The 18,189-nt window shown below is 59.6% G+C and carries 30 protein-coding genes; 19 read left to right on the top strand and 11 right to left on the bottom strand.

Annotated features, from left to right (window positions below; all coding sequences use genetic code 11):
• Positions 1-9 precede the first annotated feature (9 nt).
• The 11 genes from C9990_RS21170 to C9990_RS21110 all read right to left on the bottom strand — a co-directional run bounded on the left by C9990_RS21170 (position 10) and on the right by C9990_RS21110 (position 7,528).
• Positions 10-603, bottom strand: coding sequence for a helix-turn-helix domain-containing protein (locus C9990_RS21170; RefSeq protein ID WP_106804574.1), 594 nt, complete (start codon positions 601-603; stop codon positions 10-12).
• Positions 600-1,367, bottom strand: a complete 768-nt coding sequence (locus tag C9990_RS21165) for a lambda exonuclease family protein (RefSeq protein ID WP_106804573.1) — start codon at positions 1,365-1,367, stop codon at positions 600-602. Before C9990_RS21165 ends, C9990_RS21170 begins: the two co-directional genes overlap by 4 nt.
• Entirely contained in the window at positions 1,364-2,122 is a 759-nt protein-coding gene (locus C9990_RS21160; RefSeq protein ID WP_106804572.1) for an ERF family protein, read from the bottom strand. The genes C9990_RS21165 and C9990_RS21160 overlap by 4 nt, the downstream gene beginning before the upstream one ends.
• A 10-nt stretch (positions 2,123-2,132) precedes the next feature.
• The gene (locus C9990_RS21155) at positions 2,133-3,320 is read right to left on the bottom strand and encodes a hypothetical protein (protein WP_371920672.1); all 1,188 of its coding nucleotides are present in this window, start codon (positions 3,318-3,320) and stop codon (positions 2,133-2,135) included.
• A gap of 377 nt (positions 3,321-3,697) precedes the next feature.
• Entirely contained in the window at positions 3,698-3,892 is a 195-nt protein-coding gene (locus C9990_RS21145; protein WP_012724020.1) for a hypothetical protein, read from the bottom strand.
• Positions 3,889-4,080 carry a hypothetical protein gene (locus tag C9990_RS21140; protein ID WP_106804570.1) on the bottom strand — a complete coding sequence of 64 codons (192 nt, stop codon included), beginning with the start codon at positions 4,078-4,080 and terminating at the stop codon, positions 3,889-3,891. Before C9990_RS21140 ends, C9990_RS21145 begins: the two co-directional genes overlap by 4 nt.
• The gene (locus C9990_RS21135; RefSeq protein ID WP_106804569.1) at positions 4,077-4,514 is read right to left on the bottom strand and encodes a hypothetical protein; all 438 of its coding nucleotides are present in this window, start codon (positions 4,512-4,514) and stop codon (positions 4,077-4,079) included. The genes C9990_RS21140 and C9990_RS21135 overlap by 4 nt, the downstream gene beginning before the upstream one ends.
• Positions 4,515-4,533: 19 nt before the next feature.
• Positions 4,534-4,731, bottom strand: coding sequence for a hypothetical protein (locus C9990_RS21130; protein ID WP_106804568.1), 198 nt, complete (start codon positions 4,729-4,731; stop codon positions 4,534-4,536).
• Positions 4,732-4,752: 21 nt separating this feature from the next.
• On the bottom strand, positions 4,753-4,950 hold the full coding sequence (locus C9990_RS21125; protein WP_106804567.1) for a hypothetical protein: 198 nt from the start codon (positions 4,948-4,950) through the stop codon (positions 4,753-4,755).
• A 741-nt stretch (positions 4,951-5,691) separates the two neighbouring features.
• A complete protein-coding gene (locus tag C9990_RS21120) occupies positions 5,692-5,889 on the bottom strand; it encodes a hypothetical protein (RefSeq protein WP_106804566.1) in 198 nt (65 codons plus the stop codon).
• Between the two features lie 901 nt (positions 5,890-6,790).
• Positions 6,791-7,528, bottom strand: a complete 738-nt coding sequence (locus C9990_RS21110; protein WP_106804564.1) for a S24 family peptidase — start codon at positions 7,526-7,528, stop codon at positions 6,791-6,793.
• An 83-nt stretch (positions 7,529-7,611) separates the two neighbouring features.
• Here C9990_RS21110 and C9990_RS21105 point away from each other — a divergent pair, with 83 nt between their 5' ends.
• The 19 genes from C9990_RS21105 (at position 7,612) to terL (ending at position 18,173) form a co-directional block, all read left to right on the top strand.
• Positions 7,612-7,851 carry a hypothetical protein gene (locus C9990_RS21105; RefSeq protein WP_106804563.1) on the top strand — a complete coding sequence of 80 codons (240 nt, stop codon included), beginning with the start codon at positions 7,612-7,614 and terminating at the stop codon, positions 7,849-7,851.
• Positions 7,852-7,880: 29 nt separating this feature from the next.
• Positions 7,881-8,072 carry a hypothetical protein gene (locus C9990_RS21100; protein ID WP_058410615.1) on the top strand — a complete coding sequence of 64 codons (192 nt, stop codon included), beginning with the start codon at positions 7,881-7,883 and terminating at the stop codon, positions 8,070-8,072.
• Positions 8,073-8,406: 334 nt separating this feature from the next.
• Positions 8,407-9,213: a phage antirepressor KilAC domain-containing protein gene (locus tag C9990_RS21090; RefSeq protein ID WP_177410349.1), complete on the top strand. Its 807-nt coding sequence runs from the start codon at positions 8,407-8,409 to the stop codon at positions 9,211-9,213.
• A gap of 41 nt (positions 9,214-9,254) precedes the next feature.
• Positions 9,255-9,515 carry a hypothetical protein gene (locus C9990_RS21085; RefSeq protein ID WP_157955093.1) on the top strand — a complete coding sequence of 87 codons (261 nt, stop codon included), beginning with the start codon at positions 9,255-9,257 and terminating at the stop codon, positions 9,513-9,515.
• Positions 9,512-10,219 (top strand): helix-turn-helix domain-containing protein, encoded by a 708-nt coding sequence (locus C9990_RS21080; RefSeq protein ID WP_106804560.1) that lies wholly within the window; start codon positions 9,512-9,514, stop codon positions 10,217-10,219. Before C9990_RS21085 ends, C9990_RS21080 begins: the two co-directional genes overlap by 4 nt.
• Positions 10,216-10,959: a replication protein P gene (locus tag C9990_RS21075; protein WP_106804559.1), complete on the top strand. Its 744-nt coding sequence runs from the start codon at positions 10,216-10,218 to the stop codon at positions 10,957-10,959. Before C9990_RS21080 ends, C9990_RS21075 begins: the two co-directional genes overlap by 4 nt.
• Positions 10,956-11,441, top strand: coding sequence for a hypothetical protein (locus C9990_RS21070; RefSeq protein WP_106804558.1), 486 nt, complete (start codon positions 10,956-10,958; stop codon positions 11,439-11,441). Before C9990_RS21075 ends, C9990_RS21070 begins: the two co-directional genes overlap by 4 nt.
• Positions 11,438-11,641, top strand: coding sequence for a helix-turn-helix domain-containing protein (locus C9990_RS21065; protein WP_106804557.1), 204 nt, complete (start codon positions 11,438-11,440; stop codon positions 11,639-11,641). Before C9990_RS21070 ends, C9990_RS21065 begins: the two co-directional genes overlap by 4 nt.
• Entirely contained in the window at positions 11,634-12,104 is a 471-nt protein-coding gene (locus C9990_RS21060; protein ID WP_106804556.1) for a hypothetical protein, read from the top strand. Before C9990_RS21065 ends, C9990_RS21060 begins: the two co-directional genes overlap by 8 nt.
• Positions 12,101-12,364 carry a hypothetical protein gene (locus C9990_RS21055; protein WP_106804555.1) on the top strand — a complete coding sequence of 88 codons (264 nt, stop codon included), beginning with the start codon at positions 12,101-12,103 and terminating at the stop codon, positions 12,362-12,364. The genes C9990_RS21060 and C9990_RS21055 overlap by 4 nt, the downstream gene beginning before the upstream one ends.
• Positions 12,361-12,945 carry a recombination protein NinG gene (locus tag C9990_RS21050; RefSeq protein WP_106804554.1) on the top strand — a complete coding sequence of 195 codons (585 nt, stop codon included), beginning with the start codon at positions 12,361-12,363 and terminating at the stop codon, positions 12,943-12,945. The genes C9990_RS21055 and C9990_RS21050 overlap by 4 nt, the downstream gene beginning before the upstream one ends.
• Positions 12,942-13,523: a hypothetical protein gene (locus C9990_RS21045; RefSeq protein WP_106804553.1), complete on the top strand. Its 582-nt coding sequence runs from the start codon at positions 12,942-12,944 to the stop codon at positions 13,521-13,523. The genes C9990_RS21050 and C9990_RS21045 overlap by 4 nt, the downstream gene beginning before the upstream one ends.
• Before the next feature lie 480 nt (positions 13,524-14,003).
• Entirely contained in the window at positions 14,004-14,321 is a 318-nt protein-coding gene (locus tag C9990_RS21040; RefSeq protein ID WP_106804552.1) for a hypothetical protein, read from the top strand.
• 213 nt (positions 14,322-14,534) lie between these two features.
• Positions 14,535-14,753 (top strand): hypothetical protein, encoded by a 219-nt coding sequence (locus C9990_RS21035; RefSeq protein WP_106804551.1) that lies wholly within the window; start codon positions 14,535-14,537, stop codon positions 14,751-14,753.
• On the top strand, positions 14,750-15,250 hold the full coding sequence (locus C9990_RS21030) for a DUF2514 family protein (RefSeq protein ID WP_106804550.1): 501 nt from the start codon (positions 14,750-14,752) through the stop codon (positions 15,248-15,250). Before C9990_RS21035 ends, C9990_RS21030 begins: the two co-directional genes overlap by 4 nt.
• A 48-nt stretch (positions 15,251-15,298) precedes the next feature.
• A complete protein-coding gene (locus tag C9990_RS32345; protein WP_157955092.1) occupies positions 15,299-15,472 on the top strand; it encodes a hypothetical protein in 174 nt (57 codons plus the stop codon).
• Positions 15,473-15,494: 22 nt separating this feature from the next.
• Positions 15,495-16,118, top strand: coding sequence for a putative metallopeptidase (locus C9990_RS21025; RefSeq protein ID WP_106804549.1), 624 nt, complete (start codon positions 15,495-15,497; stop codon positions 16,116-16,118).
• A 31-nt stretch (positions 16,119-16,149) separates the two neighbouring features.
• Positions 16,150-16,623: a DUF2280 domain-containing protein gene (locus C9990_RS21020; RefSeq protein WP_106804548.1), complete on the top strand. Its 474-nt coding sequence runs from the start codon at positions 16,150-16,152 to the stop codon at positions 16,621-16,623.
• On the top strand, positions 16,623-18,173 hold the full coding sequence (gene terL, locus C9990_RS21015; protein WP_106804547.1) for a phage terminase large subunit: 1,551 nt from the start codon (positions 16,623-16,625) through the stop codon (positions 18,171-18,173). The genes C9990_RS21020 and terL overlap by 1 nt, the downstream gene beginning before the upstream one ends.
• Positions 18,174-18,189 lie beyond the last annotated feature (16 nt).

The following is an 18,189-nucleotide window of genomic DNA, read 5'->3' as shown; positions in this document are numbered from 1 at the left end:
GGGGGCGGGCTATGCGGCGCATGAAGTCTTCCCCTGCCGCGCTTTGGGATAGTCGATGCCGTGCTCTTCCAGAATGCGCTCCAGCGTTCTATTGGATATCGCAAGCTTGCCGCAGACCATTCGCCGGGATATCCCGAGCTCCTTGAAAGCCTTGATTCGCTCGGCGTAATTTGCGTCTCGAACCTTGGTTTCTGCTTTCCACTTCTCCCCGTAGTGACCGCCGTGACTGGCGCGCTTGAATGAAAAGCCAAAGTCTTTGGCTAACTCCCGTAGGGTTCGCGGGGTCATTCCGGTAGCGGCCGAAACCTCTGTTTGGGTCATGGTTGAGGCCATGGTTTTCACCCGTTCAGCTTGGGCCTTGCGCTTCTCGGCGCGCACATCGAGCGGCGCATATGGCAGTGGAGCTGCTTCAACCCGGCGCCGAACGAATGGTTTTGGCGCCGGCGGCATCTGGTTGCTGTAGGTGATGGGCTTCGGGATATAGCCGCTGGCCGGACCTTCTTCGATCTTGCCGCCGGCCGCCAGGTACTGATCGACCTGTGCGGCCAGTTCGTTGGATGCCGGCCGAAGGCGCTCTACTTCGTTCTGCAGGATGCTGATCATGCTGCTTTGCTCCTGAGCGCCGCCTCATACCCGTCGACCAGCAGCTTGAATTCCCACAGGTCTTCTTCGAGGCTTTCGATGTAGTCATTGTCCCGCTGAAATTCTTTCCACCAGAGCTGGCGGCCCACCGGCTTCAAGAGCGGGCAGTACATCCCGATGTGCCACCACTTCCGGTCGGTGATCCACATGCAGCCCTGCACCTGGTCAATCACCTCGCTGGCATCGTTGTCGATATGAAAGGAGCGAAGCTTGTCGGGGGCCAGGAAGCACTTGTACTCGGAGCCGCCATCATCACCAATGAACCCATCTGCGCTGGCGCCAAAAACGCCGTCGTCGGTCTTGACCAAGCCAACCTGGGTAACGATGAGGCCGGTCTGGATTTCGTGCTCCATGCGCGCCTCGGGCTCCAGCTCATGCCCGCGGCGCATCTGCCATGTTTCAAACCCGCCATCTAGCGGCGCGCCGCCGATTCGCTCGACTGCCAACTCAAATGCGTACGACAGGGCGGCATTCGACGGCTCGCCGACCTTCTCGCCGTCCAGGGCACGCTGAACAACTTCTGCCTTTGGTGCAGCCTTATAGCCGGCCAGGTCACGGGCGCGGCCTTCACTGTGGCCGGCGAGCATTGCCTCCACATACTTGCGTTGCTGCGCAGTCAGCCCGTTTACCTTGGAACGTGCGGTGCTGAACATGCTTGCGGTGATAACCCCGGCGCGGGCCTGGAGCCACTCAGGTGAGCCTTGTGTGCAATTGACGATAATCATTGAGGCGCCTCCAGCTTGGCTTTGTGAACGGTAACCGCCGTCTTAACTGTGGAATACCCGTTGGTGTCTCCAGATGCCTGAAGAACTTTCAGGCTGGCCTGCCAAACATCCTTCAGCTCGTCCGGCGTAGTGGTCTGCCCAACGCGCTCAAGGATGTCCGCGACGACCTGGGCGCGCATGTCCTCTGTTTCAGAGCCATCTGACGACTGTCCGTCGTCGTCGCGGATATCGCCGGTCGTGATGTTCAGCAGCGCACACATCACGTAGCGCTTGCCGTAGGTAGTCGATGAGCCAACAGCCTGTACATCGTTGCGGCCTTTCCCGATATCGATCGGTAGGCTCATGGTCGTTTGCTCGCGGTGACCACTCCGGTGCATCAAGATTCCAGTGACACTGATCGCCTTTTCAGCGTTCTCCACCTTGAAGGTGATGGCGAACCCGTGCTGCTGCATGATCGGCTTCAAGGTGTGGGTGATGTGGTCGAGCGTGGCGTAGGAGTTTCCTGTGTGCAGGTTCACAGCACCTTCGAACACCGTCGGGATGTTGCACTGCATTTCGGCCATCGCAGTGTTGAAAGCTTGCTCAGCTTCCTTGGCCTGCATGCGCTCATGCATGGCCAGCAGGCGCTCCATCTTCTCGATGTCGCAGGTCGGATCGGCGGCAGCACGGCTGATGACGGCCATGATGCTGTTGTCCGTGGAGATCGGCGCCACAGCCTGGCGCCGCTGTTCGGGAACGATGATTTGGCCGCTCATACTGGCTACCTCAGAAGTGGATGGTGATGTTGGGGACTTCGCGGCGTGCGATCTTCAGGACAATGGCTTTGGCCAGTTCCTCGGTTATGTTCATCGACATCAGCGCCTCTTTGGCGGCGCCCATGATCTTCACCTTGTGAGCCTGGTCCGCTTCGCGGGCCTTCTGCTGGCGCTGCGCTTCTTCAGCCTCCGCTGCCTGCCGAGCAATTTCCGCCAATCGCGCCTGTTCTACAGCTTCCTCCTGGCGGCGCACCGCGGCGATGCGTTCTTGTTCAGCGCGTTGCTCAGCGGCGATTCGATTGGTCTCGGCCTGTGCCGCTGCAGCGCGGGACTGTTCGGCTTGCAGCTCCAGTTGCAGTCGCTGGCGTTCGGCGGCAGCCTCTGCATCCAGTGCGGCCTGTGCGGCGGCGCGCTGAGTGGCGGCGGCCTGCTCCAGCAATTCCTGTTCGCGCCGTGCAGCGGCTTCGCGCTCGGCCTGGGCCTGCTGCTCGGCCTGCAGCCTGGCTTGTTCGGCGGCGACCCGGGCAATCTCGGCGTCACGGTCGCGCTGGGCCTGAGCTTCTGCCTCTGCACGCAGGCGGGTCAGTTCGGCCTGTTCGGCCTCGTACTGGGTGCGCTCGGCGTGCAGGGTGCGCAACTTCGCCAGGGTCTGGTCCTTCACCTGGGCCGCTTCAGCTAGGAACTCTTCCCAAGAATCGTTGATTTCAATGGCTTCGAGGTCCGCGATTACCCGGGCAACTACGGACGCAGGAGGTGTTGCGCCGAACAGCGCCAGGTCCTTCATGCTGTCGATACCGTCGACGTGCTTGTCTTTGCGCGCCTGATCAGCGTTTTCCCACTCCGTCAGCGGCTGGCGGGTGGTATCGCGCAGGTTGTCCATCTTGGTGACGAACTCGCGCAGCTCGGCTTCCACCACCTTTGGCATTTCCTTGAGGCGGCGCAGATAGTCACGGCCGGGCTTCTCAACGGCAGCCTTCGATTTGCTGACAGTGGCGGCGAGAGAGGCGATGCGCTCGCGGCCCTTGCGGGTAGTCAGGTCGGGCACTTCGGCAGCGACTTCGGCCTTCACTGCGTCGAAGAACTGGCCCAGGCCACCGGCTACGTAAATGGTCGGCGCGCTGTCGGCGCGCTGTCGGCGCTGATGTCGTCGATGGTGATTACTTGCTGTTTCGCGGACATGGCAATGCTCCCGCGCCATCCTTGCGGGGCGCTGTGTAATGTTTTTAGTTGGTGATCAGGCCGCCGATAGCGGGGCCCAGTAGAACGATGGTGAGGAAGGTCAGGCCGACGATGGCCGAGGTCCAGCGGATGGCGCGGCGCCGGTGCTGCTGATGGGTGGTCATGGCATACACCACTGGCTGCCGCAGTAGTAGCGACCATCATCAAAGTTCGGGGGGCCGGATTTGCGCCCGCACCCGCACTCAACTTCCTCCTCGATTTCCTCCGCTGACTGATCTGGCTGGTCAGCCAGTTGGCAGTTGGTGCCGCCGCAGTGCGGGCATTCGGTGTGGGTCAAGTTACTGAATGGGCCAACCCAACGAATCCCGGCCTGGTTGCAGTTCCCGCAAATCATCGTCATGGCCGAACCCTCACCGCAATCCGGCCGCCCTTCATGGTTGGCGCCAGGCGCTGTGGCAGATCCCGCACCAGGTCTTCACGCTTGCGGCCGATGAGCTCGTTGAAGGGAAGGCCGAAGCCCAGGATGGCAATGCGGCGCTCGATGTCGTCGAGCTGCTCGTCGATCAGCGATTTAACCGGTGCGGTGGTCATGCAGCCTCCTTGCGCTGCCTGGTGATTTTCAGGAGGCGCTGGCAGTAGTGGTTGAACTCTTCGGTGGTGATCACGCTGCCGGTGAGCATGTTGGTGATCATGTTCAGCACGATTCGCTGGGCACCGGGCTCGCTGGCTGGGTGCTCCAGGGCCTCTAGCGCCTCATCGATCAGGATGTGAGGGCTCATAGATCGGCATCCACGTCGTCTTCTGCCGCTTCCAGATCCGCTGCTACTGCGTCGGCAGCGTAGGGTCGGAGAAGGTCCATGGCGATCCGCTCGGCGGCTTCGATGGGGCGGGGCTGGCCGATCAAGTCAGCAGCGTGTCCGCGTGAATCTGACTGGCCGCCGAGGATCGACGATAAGAACAGTCGAGCAAGTGAGTCGCGCTCGTCCAGACCGTCGATCTGACGCTGGTTCAGGTGGCCTTGCAGAACAGTGCAGAACCGGTCGAACGTCACCACCTGCGGCTGGCCGTAGCGTCGCTTCCACTTGATGTCGACGCCGCATACCAGGCGCTCCGCCGAATGCTCAAGCCAGTCCGTCACCTCGTCGCTCTCGCTGACCTCTGGAGGCAACTGAGCGTCGTAACGCTCCTGGCATATCTTCATTGCTGCGTTCATGGTTGCCTCCAGGGTGGCGTTATTCGGTGGGGATCAGCTTGAACAGCTCAATCTCATCGATGGGGTAGGCCCCGTTTTCTTCGCCGTCAAACCAGCGCTTGCGGGTGCCCTCCATTGCGATTTCTTGGCAGACCTGCGGTGTTTCGTCGAGAATCATTAGGTAGCGGGCGCCGATGGCGCGCTCTGGCAATCCATCAATCGGAATCCAATCGCTCATGGCGACCTCCAGTGTTTGGGGTTAGGCGGAGACTGCGACCGGAACAGCTTCACGAAAGCGCGATGGGCTCCAGTCGCACGATTCGTCAGCCGGGATATGCCCGAACATCGCGGTGCAGCGTTTGCAATGCACGCAGTCGCCGCAGGTTTTGCCCTCGGGCAAATTCATCTGGTCGGCGTTGTCAGCCGACCTTGGGAATGGAGCTCGTTGCTCGCTCATGAGTGTCTCCGTGGATTTGGTTCACCTGTATTCGTTCAACACTCATGCCTCCCGCTGGTTGCCGATGGGCGCGGGGGAGAGTGCTGACGGGTAGAGGCGCAATAAAGAAAGCCCGGTTGGACGTCCGGGCTTTCATCGATGCAGTAGTTGTCAGGTTTTTGGGCGGGGCCATCAGCGCCAGAACGCAGATAGACCCGATCTAGAACGCCAGCGCTCACGATGGAAGCGCAATGGACCGGTTGGCAGGCCGTCATCAGGTGGCGGTTCTGGCCGCGCATGGCTGAGCGCTGCGCCGATCAGGAACAGTAGGAGCATGGTGATCTCCGGTTGGTTTGGGTGATGCGAATGCCCGGTGCTGATCTCCGGGTTGAGAGTCATGCCGCGGTCAGCGCCTTTCGGCTACCGCAATGCCAGTTATTACGAGCCGGTACCGCGCGGGCATAAAATAGTACTTAGCCGGTCAGCGCTCACTCTCGGAACTGTTAGTTTTCAAACCTGCCCATCAGCCTGGGCGTGCATCCGCATCGGGGTGTGATCGGAACACCAGGGCGCTACCCCTGCTTGGTTCCCGCCGCGTTTGTAGTATTGGCCGTCTCGCTCATACCGGCTCAGGACATTCACGGGTCTTTGCGATCCTAGCGCTGCAGCCCACTTGGGCACGCTCCGATCACACCCCGATGCGCTCTCATAGAGAGGATCGGGCAGTTCCCCAATGAAGGGGCTTGAGGTGGGCGGGGCTGGCTAGGCTTGCAGTGCGCGCAATTCTTTGCGGCAGCTATCCACATTCGCTTTCATTTCCAGCGCTTGAACACGATCGCCTTTTCGTAGAGCTTCAATGGCCCAGCGTTTGTACTCGCTGATGAAAAATTTGAAGTCCTCGATCATGGCGTCTTTAACGCTGATGAACTGGCCTTTTTCGTTGCGGCATTTGATGGTCATCTCGTCTTGCTCCGTTGTTCGGTTGTTCGGTTGTTTTCCCAATGCACCCGACCGAACCGCAGCTGGGTGCATCAGTGAAAAACTCCGGTCTACGCGCCGCTTACCGGGTCATTCGCCAGTTCGGTCAACACCTCGACAGCCGTATGGGGTATCCCATCGTTGGCAGGCTTTCGGGCCTGTCTGTCGCCGGTCACCAGTAGTGGCAGCGCGTTTTGTTCACCTGACTTCCTCTCGCCCCACAGGTGATAGCCGGGGCTGACCTCCCAGCGTGAGCCGGGTAATCGTTTATGGCGCTGATTGTTAAAGAGCGGGTCAGGCCCTGAGGCCCTGGCGAGTCCCTGTTGGGTGACTCGATGGGGTGAATATGTACCAATGGTTCATATTGGTCAAGTACCAAAAGTACATATTTTTATCGGGCGCGCACGAAACCCCTTTCAGCAGCGGTTGGGCGCGCTAAAATGCCAATCAATTTGGAGGGCGTAACGTGAGTAAGGAAATAGCAGCGGTGATGTTTTCTCTCTTGAGTGCAGCTTGCTCAGCGAACGAGGCAGATGATCAGCCTAGAGCGATATACGACAAAAGCGATGCCGCGTATGACGCCCAGCAGATCTGGCTATCTGGGTGCTCCGACTTTAAGAGAGGAATGAACGAAGGCGATTTTGTGAAGTGGCTCCGCCTGGAGGACCAGGTAAAGGCAAGTCCGCAGATCAGAAGAACTGCGGTCGTGAGGCTGTACATGGACGGGTGGGACACAGCTCGCGGAATGAAGGGGGTTATCAGTTGCAAGGATTTCGCCCAAGGCCGGGCGAGTGATTACGCATCCGGCATCGACATCAGGCAACCTTAGTTTCGGCAAAATAAACCCCGGTGATTACCGGGGTCCGTTTGTTCTGTGGTTCATCTAGAGCATTCCGCCACGCCACACAACGCGCCCGATGATGCGAACCTCGTTTATCTCCCCATCACGCAGCGTCTCATCGCCGTAGCGCGCCTTGTCCTGGTTGTCGCTACGGATGATCCAGCCATCGAAGTCCGACTTCACTAGGCGCTTAACGATCGTGCCTTTCGACTCGCTTTGCATGGCGAAGATGTGACCATCCTTCGGTTCAATCTTCGACTCGTCTACGAGCAGCACGTCGCCATCATTAATGGTCGGCTCCATGCTGTGGCCGTTGGCATAGATCACATCTAGGTGCTTCTGGTTGAGATTGTTAGCGCGGAGCCAGGCCGATTTGAACGCCATGACCCCGCGAATTTCGACGTGCGGGTTGTCGTCACCGTCGCCGGTTGAGCCGCGAGCAGTCAGTTGGAGCACACCGGTGTAGCTGGGATCATCCTGCAGATCAAAGCTGCGCGGAGGTGTGCGGCTTTCATCAGGGGCCGGCGGCGCTGATTCGCGCATATCCCCACGCCCGTATTCAAGCCATTCGACCCTTACATTCAGCGCGGTAGCCAAAGCAAGCATCTTCGCGCCGCCCGGCATTGATTCTCCGTTTAGCCACTTGCTGCAAGCCTTTGGGGTAACTTTCGCCATTTTTGCCAGGCGCACGCCTGCGCCCCACTCAGGAATCCCCGCTTCTGACAGGGATTTCTTTAAGCGCGCTACGAACGAGTTGCGGATTTCTTCTATTTGAACCATGGGTTCATGTTCTCACGCGCTTGCATGTACTTTCAGTTCCGACATAAGATGTACCGTAAGTTCATATTTGACTCGGAGGCCTTATGCGGCCGCTCAAGAAATCGATTGATGATGCTGGTGGTGTTCCGTCTGTGGCGTTGGCCTGCGGGAAGACCCCGCGGGCTATCTACAAGTGGCTTGTTGCTGACGCACTGCCGCGCACCGAGTACACCGGCGAAACCCAATACGCCGAAAAAATTGCAGAACTGGCTGCCGCGAATGGCAAGCCTTTTGAAGCAGCCTGGCTACTTGCCGAGGCGCACCCAAAAAAATCAGCCGCTTAACCCAATTCCAATCACACAAGGAAACACAGATGTCGTACTTCGCACCTGACCACCTCCACGACAAACCGACCAAGGTTCGCCTGGATGAGGTGGCTGATGACTTGCTGACAGCTATGGCCCGCTTTCAACGGACCCAGAAAGCCGTGCTCGCTCGCGAAATCCTGGAGCGCGGCCTGAACCAGATGATGGAAGAGCTTAACGCGAAAACCGACGTGGCCTGAAGTAGCCGAGGAGGCCCTGTGCCTGAAAGAAAACCGCTGGAAATCCAGCTCGACTGGCAGGGACTCGCCGATCTGGAGCTTTTGGCCAGACGTAGCGGGCTAACGCCGGAAGAGATGGCCGCAACAATCATGAACCGGGCGCTGGATCGAATGACCAGGCCACCAAAGAGCCGGAGCAACGTCGCTTCCATAGGGCGGAAGGGCTGATAAGCCCCTCAGGGACTCATGAGGAACTGCCAATGAAATACGTAACTGCCAAATCACAGGCACAAAAAAGCCAGGTTCGTGGCCTGGCTTCTTGTGCAGCACATACAACTAATGTCTGGAGCGAATAATGCCTATTCCCCAATCAGTCGTCAACACCAACGAATCCGCGCCACGTTTTTCTATCTCTGAAAACGTGGCGCGCAGCATGTCATCACAGGAAATAGCCGATCTGGTTGGCTCTCGGCACGACAGCGTGAAGCGAGCCATAGAAAGGCTGGCATTCAAAGGGGTAATTGATAACCCACCAATGGTGGAGAAGCCCACTGGGGGCCGCCCGGTCGAGGAATATGTGTTCTCCGGCGAAAAAGGAAAGCGGGACAGCCTTGTGGTGGTTGCGCAACTGAGTCCTGAATTCACTGGTGCTTTGGTAGATCGATGGCAGGCGCTGGAGGAATCGACATCGCAACCTGCCTTTGACATGAGTCGCCTGAACGATCCAAGGGTACTGCTGGCCCTTCTGACTGACAACGTGCGCAAAGTCGTCCACCTGGAGGCCGACAACACCGAGCTGACCAATGAAAACCAATTGCTGGAGCAGAAGGTTTGCGCCGACGCGCCAAAGGTTGAGTTCTTCAATGCTGTCACGGTGACCCACGAAACCTACTCGGTAGGCGAGGCGGCCAAGCTGATTGGCACCGGCCAGAAGCGCCTCATGGACTTCCTGCGCCAGAAGCGCTGGGTCACGCTGCGCAAAAACGAGCCAATGCAAGCCCCTATTGAGTCCGGATATCTGACGGCGAAGCTCAGCACATTCGAGCATCCAGAGAACGGCAAGACTACGGTGGCCACCGCCCGAGTTACTGGCAAGGGCCTGACCAAGATCCGCGCAATGTGGGCTGCTCGTGAAGCAAACCTGCTTGGGGGTGCCTCATGAGCGGGCAGTCGATCAAGCCTACCGTAATTGACGAGGCCTACATGGAGCAGTTCAGCAATGACCAGCTCGCCTTTATGGCGTGGGACAAAAGCGAATTCTCCCTGAGCGTCTATTTGGACCCTGAAGAGTCAAAGTGCGAAGGATGCACTGGCGATGCTCTGTTCGAGCTGATAACTGCCGTACTGGCATCCAGGGTGCTTATCCGCCGGCTTTCCGGCGTGGAGCCTCAGTCCATCCGTGAATCAGCAATCAGCAAGCTTCTGCGTGGTAGCCGCTTCCCGCAGTGGGAGACCCTGCAATGAGCATGGAACTGATGGTCAAGGCCATGAAGACCAAGGTCGGAAACCCCCTGCGCAAGCTGGTGCTGATCAAGCTGGCCGACAACGCCAACGATATGGGCGAGTGCTGGCCGTCCTACCAGCACATTGCCGACCAGTGCGAGATCGGTCGCTCCACGGTGAAGGTGCACATTCGCGAACTGGAAAAAACCGGCCTTCTGCGCCGTGAGTTCCGGCGCAAGGGTGAACTGAACCAGTCGAACCTCTTTCACCTTTCGCTGATGAATGGTGGGGCAGGAGCTGCCCTACCTGGGGCAGGAGATAACCCAGGGGGTGGGGCAGGAGCTGCCCCCAGAACCAGTCACTCTTTTGAACCAGTCATTGAACCAGTAGAGCAGACGGGCGCTGACGCTCCCTCTGCGGGTAAAAAGAAGGCGCCTAAGTTCGACCCGCTCACCTGCAAGCCGATCAACGTTAGCGAACAGGTTTGGGCTGATTGGTGCCAGCACCGCAAAGAGATCCGCAAGGCTCTGACAAAGACCACCTGCGAGCGTCAAGCCAAGACCCTGGCCGGACACCACTGGCCCGATGCTGTGATCATCCAGTCCATCAGCAACGGCTGGACTGGTCTGTTTCCGGAGAAGGTCGTGCCTGGCGGCAGGACTGTTGGCAACGGCCCTGACTTCTACGACAAGTCCTGGCGCACCGATACGAGTGATGACCTATGAAAACAGTCACTCAGATGATCCCTGGTGCCGCCCGGGCACTGGGCACCGCGTCCCCTCATCAGGCCCCGGCGCAGCCAGGTACCCAGCTGGGCGTTGTGGATGATGCCACCGGTGAAGTAGTGGAGCGCCTATTCCGCCAGTTGCAGGCCATCTTCCCGGCGCACAAGCAGGCATGGCCCGACGACAAGGCCAAAGCTGCCGCGATGCGCAACTGGACAATGGGTTTCATGGCCGCCGGCATCCGCACACTGGAGCAGATCCGCTATGGAATCGAGCAGTGCCGGAAAAGCGGCTCACCGTTCGCTCCAAGCGTCGGCCAGTTCATAGGCTGGTGCACGCCTGGGCCGGAGGCGTTCGGGTTGCCAGCGAGCGCTGACGCATGGGTGGAGGCATTGATGGGCGTCTACAGCCATGAGGGCGTCAAGGTTGCAGCGGTTGCCACCGGCCTGTTCGACCTGCGCGCCGCAAAGCAGGAAGACAACGGCCTTCGTCAGCGCTTCGGCCACAACTACGCCGTGGTGATACGCCGCGCTCAGGAAGGCCAGCCGTTGGACGGCAAGATCCTCACTGGCATCGGCCACGACAGCCAGAAGACCGAATTCGAGCTGGCCAACGAGCTTGCCGACCAGCAGACCCAGGCGCGAATCCTGCAGCAAGGCATCCCGGCCGACGGCAAATCAGCGCGTGCGCTGCTGCTGGCCAAGTTCGGCAAGAACAAGACTCAGGAGCAGCGGACATGACCGACTACACCGAACTGAAGCGGCTGGCCGAGGCTGCAACGCCCGGTCGGAACTTTGACCGCCTGCCAATGGCTGGTGGTGGCTTGAAGTACGAATGCACTGGTGATGACGGATCTCTTGTCCTTAAGGTTGACCACAAGAACAATGAGTGGGGTTTTGTTGGCGATAACAGCGCTGCTGACGAGGAATTCTTTCTAGCCTGCACGCCTACCGCAGTACTGGCCCTGATCGCCGAGAACGAGCGGCTGAAAGCTGGCGTTGAATCTGACATGGAGGAAATTGATCGGATCCAGGCCGAGTACGACAAGCAATTTCGAAAAGCCCGTGGACTTCGAGTTGAGCGCGACCAGCTCAAGGCCGAGAACGAGGCGCTGCGCAATGGGCTTCGGCCCCTACTGGCTCATTGGGATGACCTCAAGGCAGGGGAGTCACTCAACGTCGACGCCGCACGCGCCGCCATGGGCAACGGAGAGCAGTCATGACTGACTTCGACCAATCGGTGCTCGCATACTACCAGGAGCAGGGTGGCGCTACTGCCTGGATCTGCTCAGGAGCCCTGAATGCTACTCGGGAAGACGTGAGTAAAGCTCTTCAGCGCCTCAAGCGCAAAGGCGTCATGAAAAACAAAGGCCCCTTCTGGGAGTGGAAAGCGCCATCGCGTCAGGAGGTCGGCTATGACTGACAAGATCAGCGTCAACTGCCGCTCCATGCTCACAGAGGCCATCACCCGCATGTCCAAGATGTTCGAGGACAAGCACTTTGTGGTGGTGAGCCTTCGCCCGGGCAAGGACCGCACCCTGGACCAGAACCGTTTGTGGTTCGCGATGTACAAGCGCATCGACGAGATGACCCAGATCGGTGACGCTGCCGAGGCCCGCAAGTACTGCAAGCTGCACATCGGCGTGCAGATCCTGCTGAACGAGGACGCCGGGTTCCAGGCCGAGTGGTATCGCGTCATGCGCCATCTCCCCTATGAAACGAAGCTGGCCATGATGGGGGAGTGTCATCTGTTCGGCCCCGACGGTTTCCCGGTGACCAGCCTGTTCAATCGGGCCCAGGGCATCGCCTACACCGACCGCATCGTCGCGCGCTTTGCACCGCAGGGCGTGTACTTCTCTGACCTGCTTAGCCAGGAGGCCGCATGAGCCATAACTTCAAGCCTGGCGATCTGGCGCTGACCCTCGCGCCGATAGGCGATGAGGCCCCGGCAGGGTGTGAGGTCGAGTTGATCCAGTTTTTCCCTGAAGGCGCTGACGCGAATTATCAGGGTATTGAGTTTGTGGCCGAGTGCGATCTTTGGGTGGTTAGGCTGCATGGGCGATTAGCTGCGTTTGCTGTCCACCACCTGATGCCCCTTCGCGGCGACTTCAGCCACGAGCAGCAGAAAGCCAAGGAGGCTGTATGACCATTGAACGGAAGCCGGCCAAGCCGAAGAAATGCCGAGTTGCTGCGTGCGGGGCGTCATTCGTGCCTTCGCGTATGGGCCAGGCGGTGTGCAGTCCGGCCTGCGCAATGATCGACGCGCCAAGGCATGAGCCGAAGGCGCGCAAGGCCCTGGCCGAGATCGGCCGCAAGGAACTGCGCGCCGCGAAGGTGAAGATCAAAACGCGCGCCCAACACATGAAAGAGGCCCAGGCCGCATTCAACGCATGGATCCGCGAGCGTGACATCGGCCTGCCATGCGTGAGCTGTGGCCGGCACCACAACGGCCAATGGCACGCCGGGCATTACCGCACCGTTGGCGGCAACCCTGAGCTTCGCTTTGAGCCGCTGAATGTGTGGCGTCAGTGCGCGCCGTGCAACAACCACAAGTCCGGCGACATCGTGAATTACCGGCTGGAGCTGGTGAGGCGGATCGGCGCCGACAAAGTGGATTGGCTGGAAGGGCCTCATGAGGCTAAGCGCCACACCATCGAGCAGTTGCAGGCAATCAAGGCCAAATACCGAGCAATGATCAGAGAGCTGAAGAGGGGAGAGGCAGCATGAAGATCAACTCAGCGCGCCAGGCGTGGCATGACTGCAAGTACAACCCGGCCCCTGGCCAGACCTCTGACGTTGTCCAGCTGGGCGTGGTGGTGCAGAACACCGAGCGGGGACCCACGGCAAACCACGCAGCGCACGGCGCCCTGGCTGGACACATACAGTCGGCCATCGCCAGGCTGCACCCGCAGATCCGCGTCTTCGGTGACTTCATGTACGCCGCCGAGCAGAGCGACGACATCCGCGAGGCGGCGGAGGAGGTGGTATTCCTGGTGGTGCAAAGTAAGTCACCACGCATGACAGCGGCCAAGCGGGAGAAGCTGGAGTTCGTGGTGAAGGGGGTCATGCGGCGGTACCGGTATATGCACCAGGGCGGCCAGTCGGCCAATGAAGACCCGTTCGCCAACGCGGAGAAGTTCAGGGCTTGGATGTGGCAGTTCTACGGCGTGCGCCTGGAGTCGTGCAACTGGGAGCGGGATTGGGGTGGTGTACTGCAGCTGATCTTCGATTGCTGCGAGGACCTGGACCGCCGAGCACTCAGCCCCGTAGCGGCGGTAATTTACGAAATGCGCGAGGCCGCATGAGGGCCTATTGCGTTCCCGTGCGGCTCATGGCATGATTTCGCCACTGTTAGAGTTTTGCCTCCGGCAACTTACTCAGTGATCCAAGAAAACCCGGCCTCGCGCCGGGTTTTTTATTGCCTGAGTTTTACCTGTAGCCAGGACAGCCCTCGGGAAGGCCTGGACGTCGATAGCCGGATAGTGCGGCGTACGGAATCAACACCGGCAGCCCGCGCACTCTGACCTCACATGCTTGTGGAGTGGCGCGAGACAGGAAGGGCGCGATCGATGCATTGGGGCGTCGACACCTGGATCGTCTTCGGCAGACAGCGCGGAAAGACGCGCGCACCTATTCAGGGCCTCGACATTGATCGGGGCCTTTTCGTTTTCGGCCCCGCCACACCCATTGCCCCGAGCTGGGAGTGTCGCTGGGGCTGATTCAATTTGCCGCTGCTCCCCAGCGTTTGGCCGACCACACCGGCCCTTTTATTCCTGGTGCCCCTTATGACAGAAGTGTCGCGCATTGCAGACAGCACCGCGTTCAAGGTCGCCGTGCCGATACTGCAAACGATTCTGTCGGCTGGAGCCATTGGCGCTTTCGTGTACGTGGTCGGGTCACTTGGATCTCTCCAGGTGCAGCTGGCCCTGTATCAAACCAACCAGGCCTTGATCGGCCAGAGGGTGGAATCCTTGGAGCGCTCGAGGGAGTCGACAGACAAGTTCGTCGACTCCCTCAGAATCACCACCCAGCGCCAGGAGTTCCAGATCAATCAAGTAGGTGAAAGCCTGCGCGACCTGGTGAAGAACGGACGCCCAAAATGAGAATTTTGCTGATCGTGATGTTCCTGATTGCAGGGTGCACGACCAAGCATGTTCCGCCACCCCAGATCACTTACACGGTATCCGGCCTCACTGCCTCGAATTGCGCACCGTCTGATCGATTGGCTCGACAGCTGCGAGAGGCCCTGAAGAGTCGCGATGAATGGAAGCTCTACGCCGAAAGGCTTGAGAAACTCCCTGCAGCGAAGATATCCCATGACCCTAATCCCTGAATGGCGAAAGTTCTGGCGCATGACCAGTGTTCAACTGGCAATCATTGGTGTTGCCCTCAACGCAGCGGCCGCTGGCTGGTCCGCCTTCCAGGGCGCAGTTGATCCGTTGATCTTCGCCTCGGTGAATATGATCCTCGGTATCGGAGTAGCAGTGTTCCGGGTGATCCAGCAGCCCAAGTTGCGCGACGGTGAGCCGAAGTGATCGCCTTGCTGAAGCTGGTGCCGGCCTGGGTATGGGTCGCCCTGGCTGTAGCTGTCTCGTTTGGCATCCTGGACATTCAGCTACAGCGCGCAAAGTCAGAACTGGTCCAGGTCACAGGTGAGCGCGATACCGCAACCGCCAAGGCGAACTCACTCAGCAACACCCTGGCCCTACAGCGCCAGGTCACCGACGACGTCAACCGAGCAGCCGACAATGCCCAGACTCAAAACCAAAGCATCCAGGCTGCTGTTGTTGTCGCTGATGGGCGCGCTCGCAGCCTGCAGCAACAAATCACCGACCTCCTTGCCCGCCGACGCACCTGCACTGCCGAGGTTGCCAGCGGAAGCAAGGCAAGATCTGACCTTGCCGTTCTGCTTGCCGACCTGCGTAGAAGCGCTGACGAAACAGCGGGAAGCCTGGCAGAGGCGCTTGACCGAAGCCGAGTAGCCGGATTCGCGTGTGAGGCTGCATACGCAGCTGCGCAGAAGAACAGATAACCCGCGCCACGATTTGGCGCATTCGAAAACGTGGCGCGGAGATAGAGCATGGAAAAGGTTTATGAGGTATCGGTCGACGTAGGCAATGTTGAAGTTGTGAAAGGCGTGCGTGCTTATGTCGAATGCGGCTTTCTGCATATCGAAGATGCTGAAGGTCGCAATGTCGCCATCTTCTCCAAGTTCGATTACCTGATCACCAAGCCTCAAGAAGAGACTGAGTAACGCAGCCTGGATAGGAGGGCGCATGGAAAGGCCTTACCCTCCATCGTCACTGCTTGAACTTGCCGATCTATCCGAATTCTGCATTCGACTAACTCCGGCTCCCGAGGTGTGGGAGTGGCTCCAGGCACAGATCCTTGCCGACACCGGCAGTATTCACAACGAAGACCATGCCCACCTACTGGATGCAGACATCCGGGTCATGTGGGCGTCGTCAAGCTTCAACAAGCAGGGCCGTACAGTCCTGGGCCAGGCCGAACAGGTAGCGTTCCGTGCGGGTGGTTGGCAGAAAGCCAGGATGGAGCAACAGATGCGTGATTGGTTCGGCGATGTGCCGGCCTTCATCATCACCCTGGCAGCCGACTTCTGCGCCCAGTGCAGTGACACCGACTTCTGCGCCCTGGTCGAGCATGAGCTCTATCACATCGCCCAGGCGCGTGATGGGTACGGCCAGCCCAAGTTCACTCAGGAAGGATTGCCCAAGCTTGAGATGCGCGGACACGACGTTGAAGAGTTCGTCGGTGTGGTGCGTCGATACGGGGCGAGCCCTGACGTTCAGGTGCTGGTGGACGCTGCAAACAAGCCCGCCGAGGTGGGAAAACTGAATATATCGAGGGCCTGCGGAACCTGTCTGCTCAAGCTGGCCTGATTCTGGACAGGCATGGGACGGGTGAGAATTTATGGCAGTCCTTCAGAATGAGGTGAAGGCCTTTATCGTGCAGGCCCTGGCGTGCTTCGACACACCTTCGCAGGTGGTTGAGTCCGTCCAGAAAGAATACGGGGTGACAATCACCCGCCAGCAGGTTGAGACGCACGACCCGACAAAGACTTCCGGGAAGTGCCTGGCCAAGCGCTGGGTGACGCTGTTTGAGGACACCCGCAAGCGTTTCCGCGACGACACAGCAGACATACCGATCGCCAACCGGGCTTTCCGTCTTCGCGCCCTTGGCCGAATGGCTGAGCGGGCCGAGAGCGTGAAGAATCTTGCGCTCGCTGCCCAGCTATTGGAGCAGGCGGCCAAGGAAACAGGCGGCACCTACACCAACAAGCAGCAGGTAGATCTCAGCTCGACCGACGGGACGATGACTCCCGCAAAGGACCGCCCGATTGACGCCGAGCTGGTTAAAGCCCTGGTAGACAAGCTGGTGGACTGATGGCTATCAAACCGATCGAGTGGGACGCGCTGAGCCACGCTGAGCGCTCCGCTTTGGTCGCGGCGGGCGAGCATAGCCCTTTGGCCTTCACCAGCCTGTGGTTCAACATCACACAGGTCGACAGCTTCAGGACGAACTGGCACCACCACTACTTCGACTATGCCGCCCGCAAGATGCTTGCCGGTGATGCGCAGAACATCGTCGTGAACATCCCGCCAGGCGGCACCAAGACCGAGTTCTGGTCTGTCCACCTGCCGGTCTACACGATGGTGAAGCACCGCCGGGTGCGCATCCTCAACACCAGCTATTCCAAGAGCCTGGTAGACGAGAACAGCGAGCGCAGCCGCTCCCTGGTCAAATCGACCGAGTTCCGCGAGTTCTATCCCTTCGATATCGAGAAGGACAAGGTAGACGACTGGACACTCGCCAAGGATGGGAAGCGCGTACACCAACTGTTCAGCCGTTCAAGCGGTGGGCAGATCACCGGCGTCCGTGGCGGCTACATGGGCGACGAGTACAGCGGCCACATCCAGGCGGATGACTGGGACAAGATCGACGACCTCTTCAGTGAGGCGAAGCGCCGCAAGTCGCACACGCGTCTGGTGAACACCCTGCGCAGCCGGAAGGCGCACAGCGGCACGCCGTTCGTTGCCATCCAGCAGCGCGGCCACATCGACGACTCGACGGCGTTCCTGCTGTCGGGTGGCATGGGCCTGAAGATCGATCTGCACATCAAGATCCCGGCCCTGGTCAATCAGGAATACATCGACTCACTGCCTGACGGCATCCGCGAGCGCTGCATCAAGAGCGTGTGCGGGTCGGAGCAGGTGGACGGCTATTGGTCCTACTGGCCAGCCAAGGAAAGCGTTCACGACCTGATCGCGCTCCGCACGGCTCACCCTTACACCTTCAGCAGTCAGTACATGCAAGACCCCGACACGCTCGACGGTGGGATCTTCTCGGCTGATGACTTTCAGTACTACGGCGACGTAGATGCTGGCGCTGATCTGCCCGTGCCAGAGAAGTTCGACTACCGCTTCATCACTGCGGATACCGCCCAGAAGACCAACACCTGGAACGACTGGACCGTGTTTGCGGAGTGGGGCGTGTTCGAGGGTCGCATCTACCGTGTCGGCATGAAGCGCGGCCGGATGGACGCCAAGACGCTGCGCCGCGAGTTCGAGGCGTTCGTCAAAGGTGCCTGGGCCAAGAACGGGAAGGCCAACGGCGTCCTGCGCCGGGTCTACGTCGAGGACAAATCGAGCGGTACCGGCCTGATCCAGGAGATGGAGAAGCGCCTACCGCTCAAGGTGACGCCAGTCCCTAGGGACCGCGACAAGCTGACCAGGGCGCTCGACGTTCAAGGCTTCCACGCTGCGAAGCTGGTGTGCTTGCCCTACGACGACAGCCAGAACTACGAGTTCGTGTGCGAGGTCGCCTCGTTCACTGCCGACGACAGCCACAAGTACGACGACCAGACCGACGTGATGATCGACGCTCTGTCCGAGGTTTACATCAAAGGCAAGCGCTCGATACGTGACCTCCTATAACCAATTCGGTGACCCC

The sequence above is a fragment of the Pseudomonas sp. S5D5 genome, from assembly GCF_003013355.1.
GTDB classification, from domain to species: Bacteria; Pseudomonadota; Gammaproteobacteria; order Pseudomonadales; family Pseudomonadaceae; genus Aquipseudomonas; species Aquipseudomonas aylmerensis.
The sequence above is the reverse complement of the archived record's forward strand: the minus strand, read 5'-3'. Positions and strand labels throughout refer to the sequence as shown.

Coding starts and splice junctions, on each gene's coding strand:
- C9990_RS21140 (WP_106804570.1), bottom strand. CDS start 4,080: ATGAGCCCTCACATCCTGATCGATGAGGCGCTAGAGGCCCTGGAGCAC.
- C9990_RS21035 (WP_106804551.1), top strand. CDS start 14,535: ATGACCCTAATCCCTGAATGGCGAAAGTTCTGGCGCATGACCAGTGTT.
- C9990_RS21170 (WP_106804574.1), bottom strand. CDS start 603: ATGATCAGCATCCTGCAGAACGAAGTAGAGCGCCTTCGGCCGGCATCC.
- C9990_RS21080 (WP_106804560.1), top strand. CDS start 9,512: ATGAGCATGGAACTGATGGTCAAGGCCATGAAGACCAAGGTCGGAAAC.
- C9990_RS21055 (WP_106804555.1), top strand. CDS start 12,101: ATGAGCCATAACTTCAAGCCTGGCGATCTGGCGCTGACCCTCGCGCCG.
- C9990_RS21110 (WP_106804564.1), bottom strand. CDS start 7,528: ATGGTTCAAATAGAAGAAATCCGCAACTCGTTCGTAGCGCGCTTAAAG.
- C9990_RS21160 (WP_106804572.1), bottom strand. CDS start 2,122: ATGAGCGGCCAAATCATCGTTCCCGAACAGCGGCGCCAGGCTGTGGCG.
- C9990_RS21040 (WP_106804552.1), top strand. CDS start 14,004: ATGACAGAAGTGTCGCGCATTGCAGACAGCACCGCGTTCAAGGTCGCC.
- C9990_RS21165 (WP_106804573.1), bottom strand. CDS start 1,367: ATGATTATCGTCAATTGCACACAAGGCTCACCTGAGTGGCTCCAGGCC.
- C9990_RS21025 (WP_106804549.1), top strand. CDS start 15,495: ATGGAAAGGCCTTACCCTCCATCGTCACTGCTTGAACTTGCCGATCTA.
- C9990_RS21155 (WP_371920672.1), bottom strand. CDS start 3,320: ATGGCGCGGGAGCATTGCCATGTCCGCGAAACAGCAAGTAATCACCAT.
- C9990_RS21065 (WP_106804557.1), top strand. CDS start 11,438: ATGACTGACTTCGACCAATCGGTGCTCGCATACTACCAGGAGCAGGGT.
- C9990_RS21125 (WP_106804567.1), bottom strand. CDS start 4,950: ATGAGCGAGCAACGAGCTCCATTCCCAAGGTCGGCTGACAACGCCGAC.
- C9990_RS21120 (WP_106804566.1), bottom strand. CDS start 5,889: ATGACCATCAAATGCCGCAACGAAAAAGGCCAGTTCATCAGCGTTAAA.
- C9990_RS21145 (WP_012724020.1), bottom strand. CDS start 3,892: ATGACCACCGCACCGGTTAAATCGCTGATCGACGAGCAGCTCGACGAC.
- C9990_RS32345 (WP_157955092.1), top strand. CDS start 15,299: ATGGAAAAGGTTTATGAGGTATCGGTCGACGTAGGCAATGTTGAAGTT.
- C9990_RS21135 (WP_106804569.1), bottom strand. CDS start 4,514: ATGAACGCAGCAATGAAGATATGCCAGGAGCGTTACGACGCTCAGTTG.
- C9990_RS21020 (WP_106804548.1), top strand. CDS start 16,150: ATGGCAGTCCTTCAGAATGAGGTGAAGGCCTTTATCGTGCAGGCCCTG.
- C9990_RS21105 (WP_106804563.1), top strand. CDS start 7,612: ATGCGGCCGCTCAAGAAATCGATTGATGATGCTGGTGGTGTTCCGTCT.
- C9990_RS21075 (WP_106804559.1), top strand. CDS start 10,216: ATGAAAACAGTCACTCAGATGATCCCTGGTGCCGCCCGGGCACTGGGC.
- C9990_RS21090 (WP_177410349.1), top strand. CDS start 8,407: ATGCCTATTCCCCAATCAGTCGTCAACACCAACGAATCCGCGCCACGT.
- C9990_RS21060 (WP_106804556.1), top strand. CDS start 11,634: ATGACTGACAAGATCAGCGTCAACTGCCGCTCCATGCTCACAGAGGCC.
- C9990_RS21130 (WP_106804568.1), bottom strand. CDS start 4,731: ATGAGCGATTGGATTCCGATTGATGGATTGCCAGAGCGCGCCATCGGC.
- C9990_RS21045 (WP_106804553.1), top strand. CDS start 12,942: ATGAAGATCAACTCAGCGCGCCAGGCGTGGCATGACTGCAAGTACAAC.
- C9990_RS21100 (WP_058410615.1), top strand. CDS start 7,881: ATGTCGTACTTCGCACCTGACCACCTCCACGACAAACCGACCAAGGTT.
- C9990_RS21050 (WP_106804554.1), top strand. CDS start 12,361: ATGACCATTGAACGGAAGCCGGCCAAGCCGAAGAAATGCCGAGTTGCT.
- terL (WP_106804547.1), top strand. CDS start 16,623: ATGGCTATCAAACCGATCGAGTGGGACGCGCTGAGCCACGCTGAGCGC.
- C9990_RS21085 (WP_157955093.1), top strand. CDS start 9,255: ATGGAGCAGTTCAGCAATGACCAGCTCGCCTTTATGGCGTGGGACAAA.
- C9990_RS21070 (WP_106804558.1), top strand. CDS start 10,956: ATGACCGACTACACCGAACTGAAGCGGCTGGCCGAGGCTGCAACGCCC.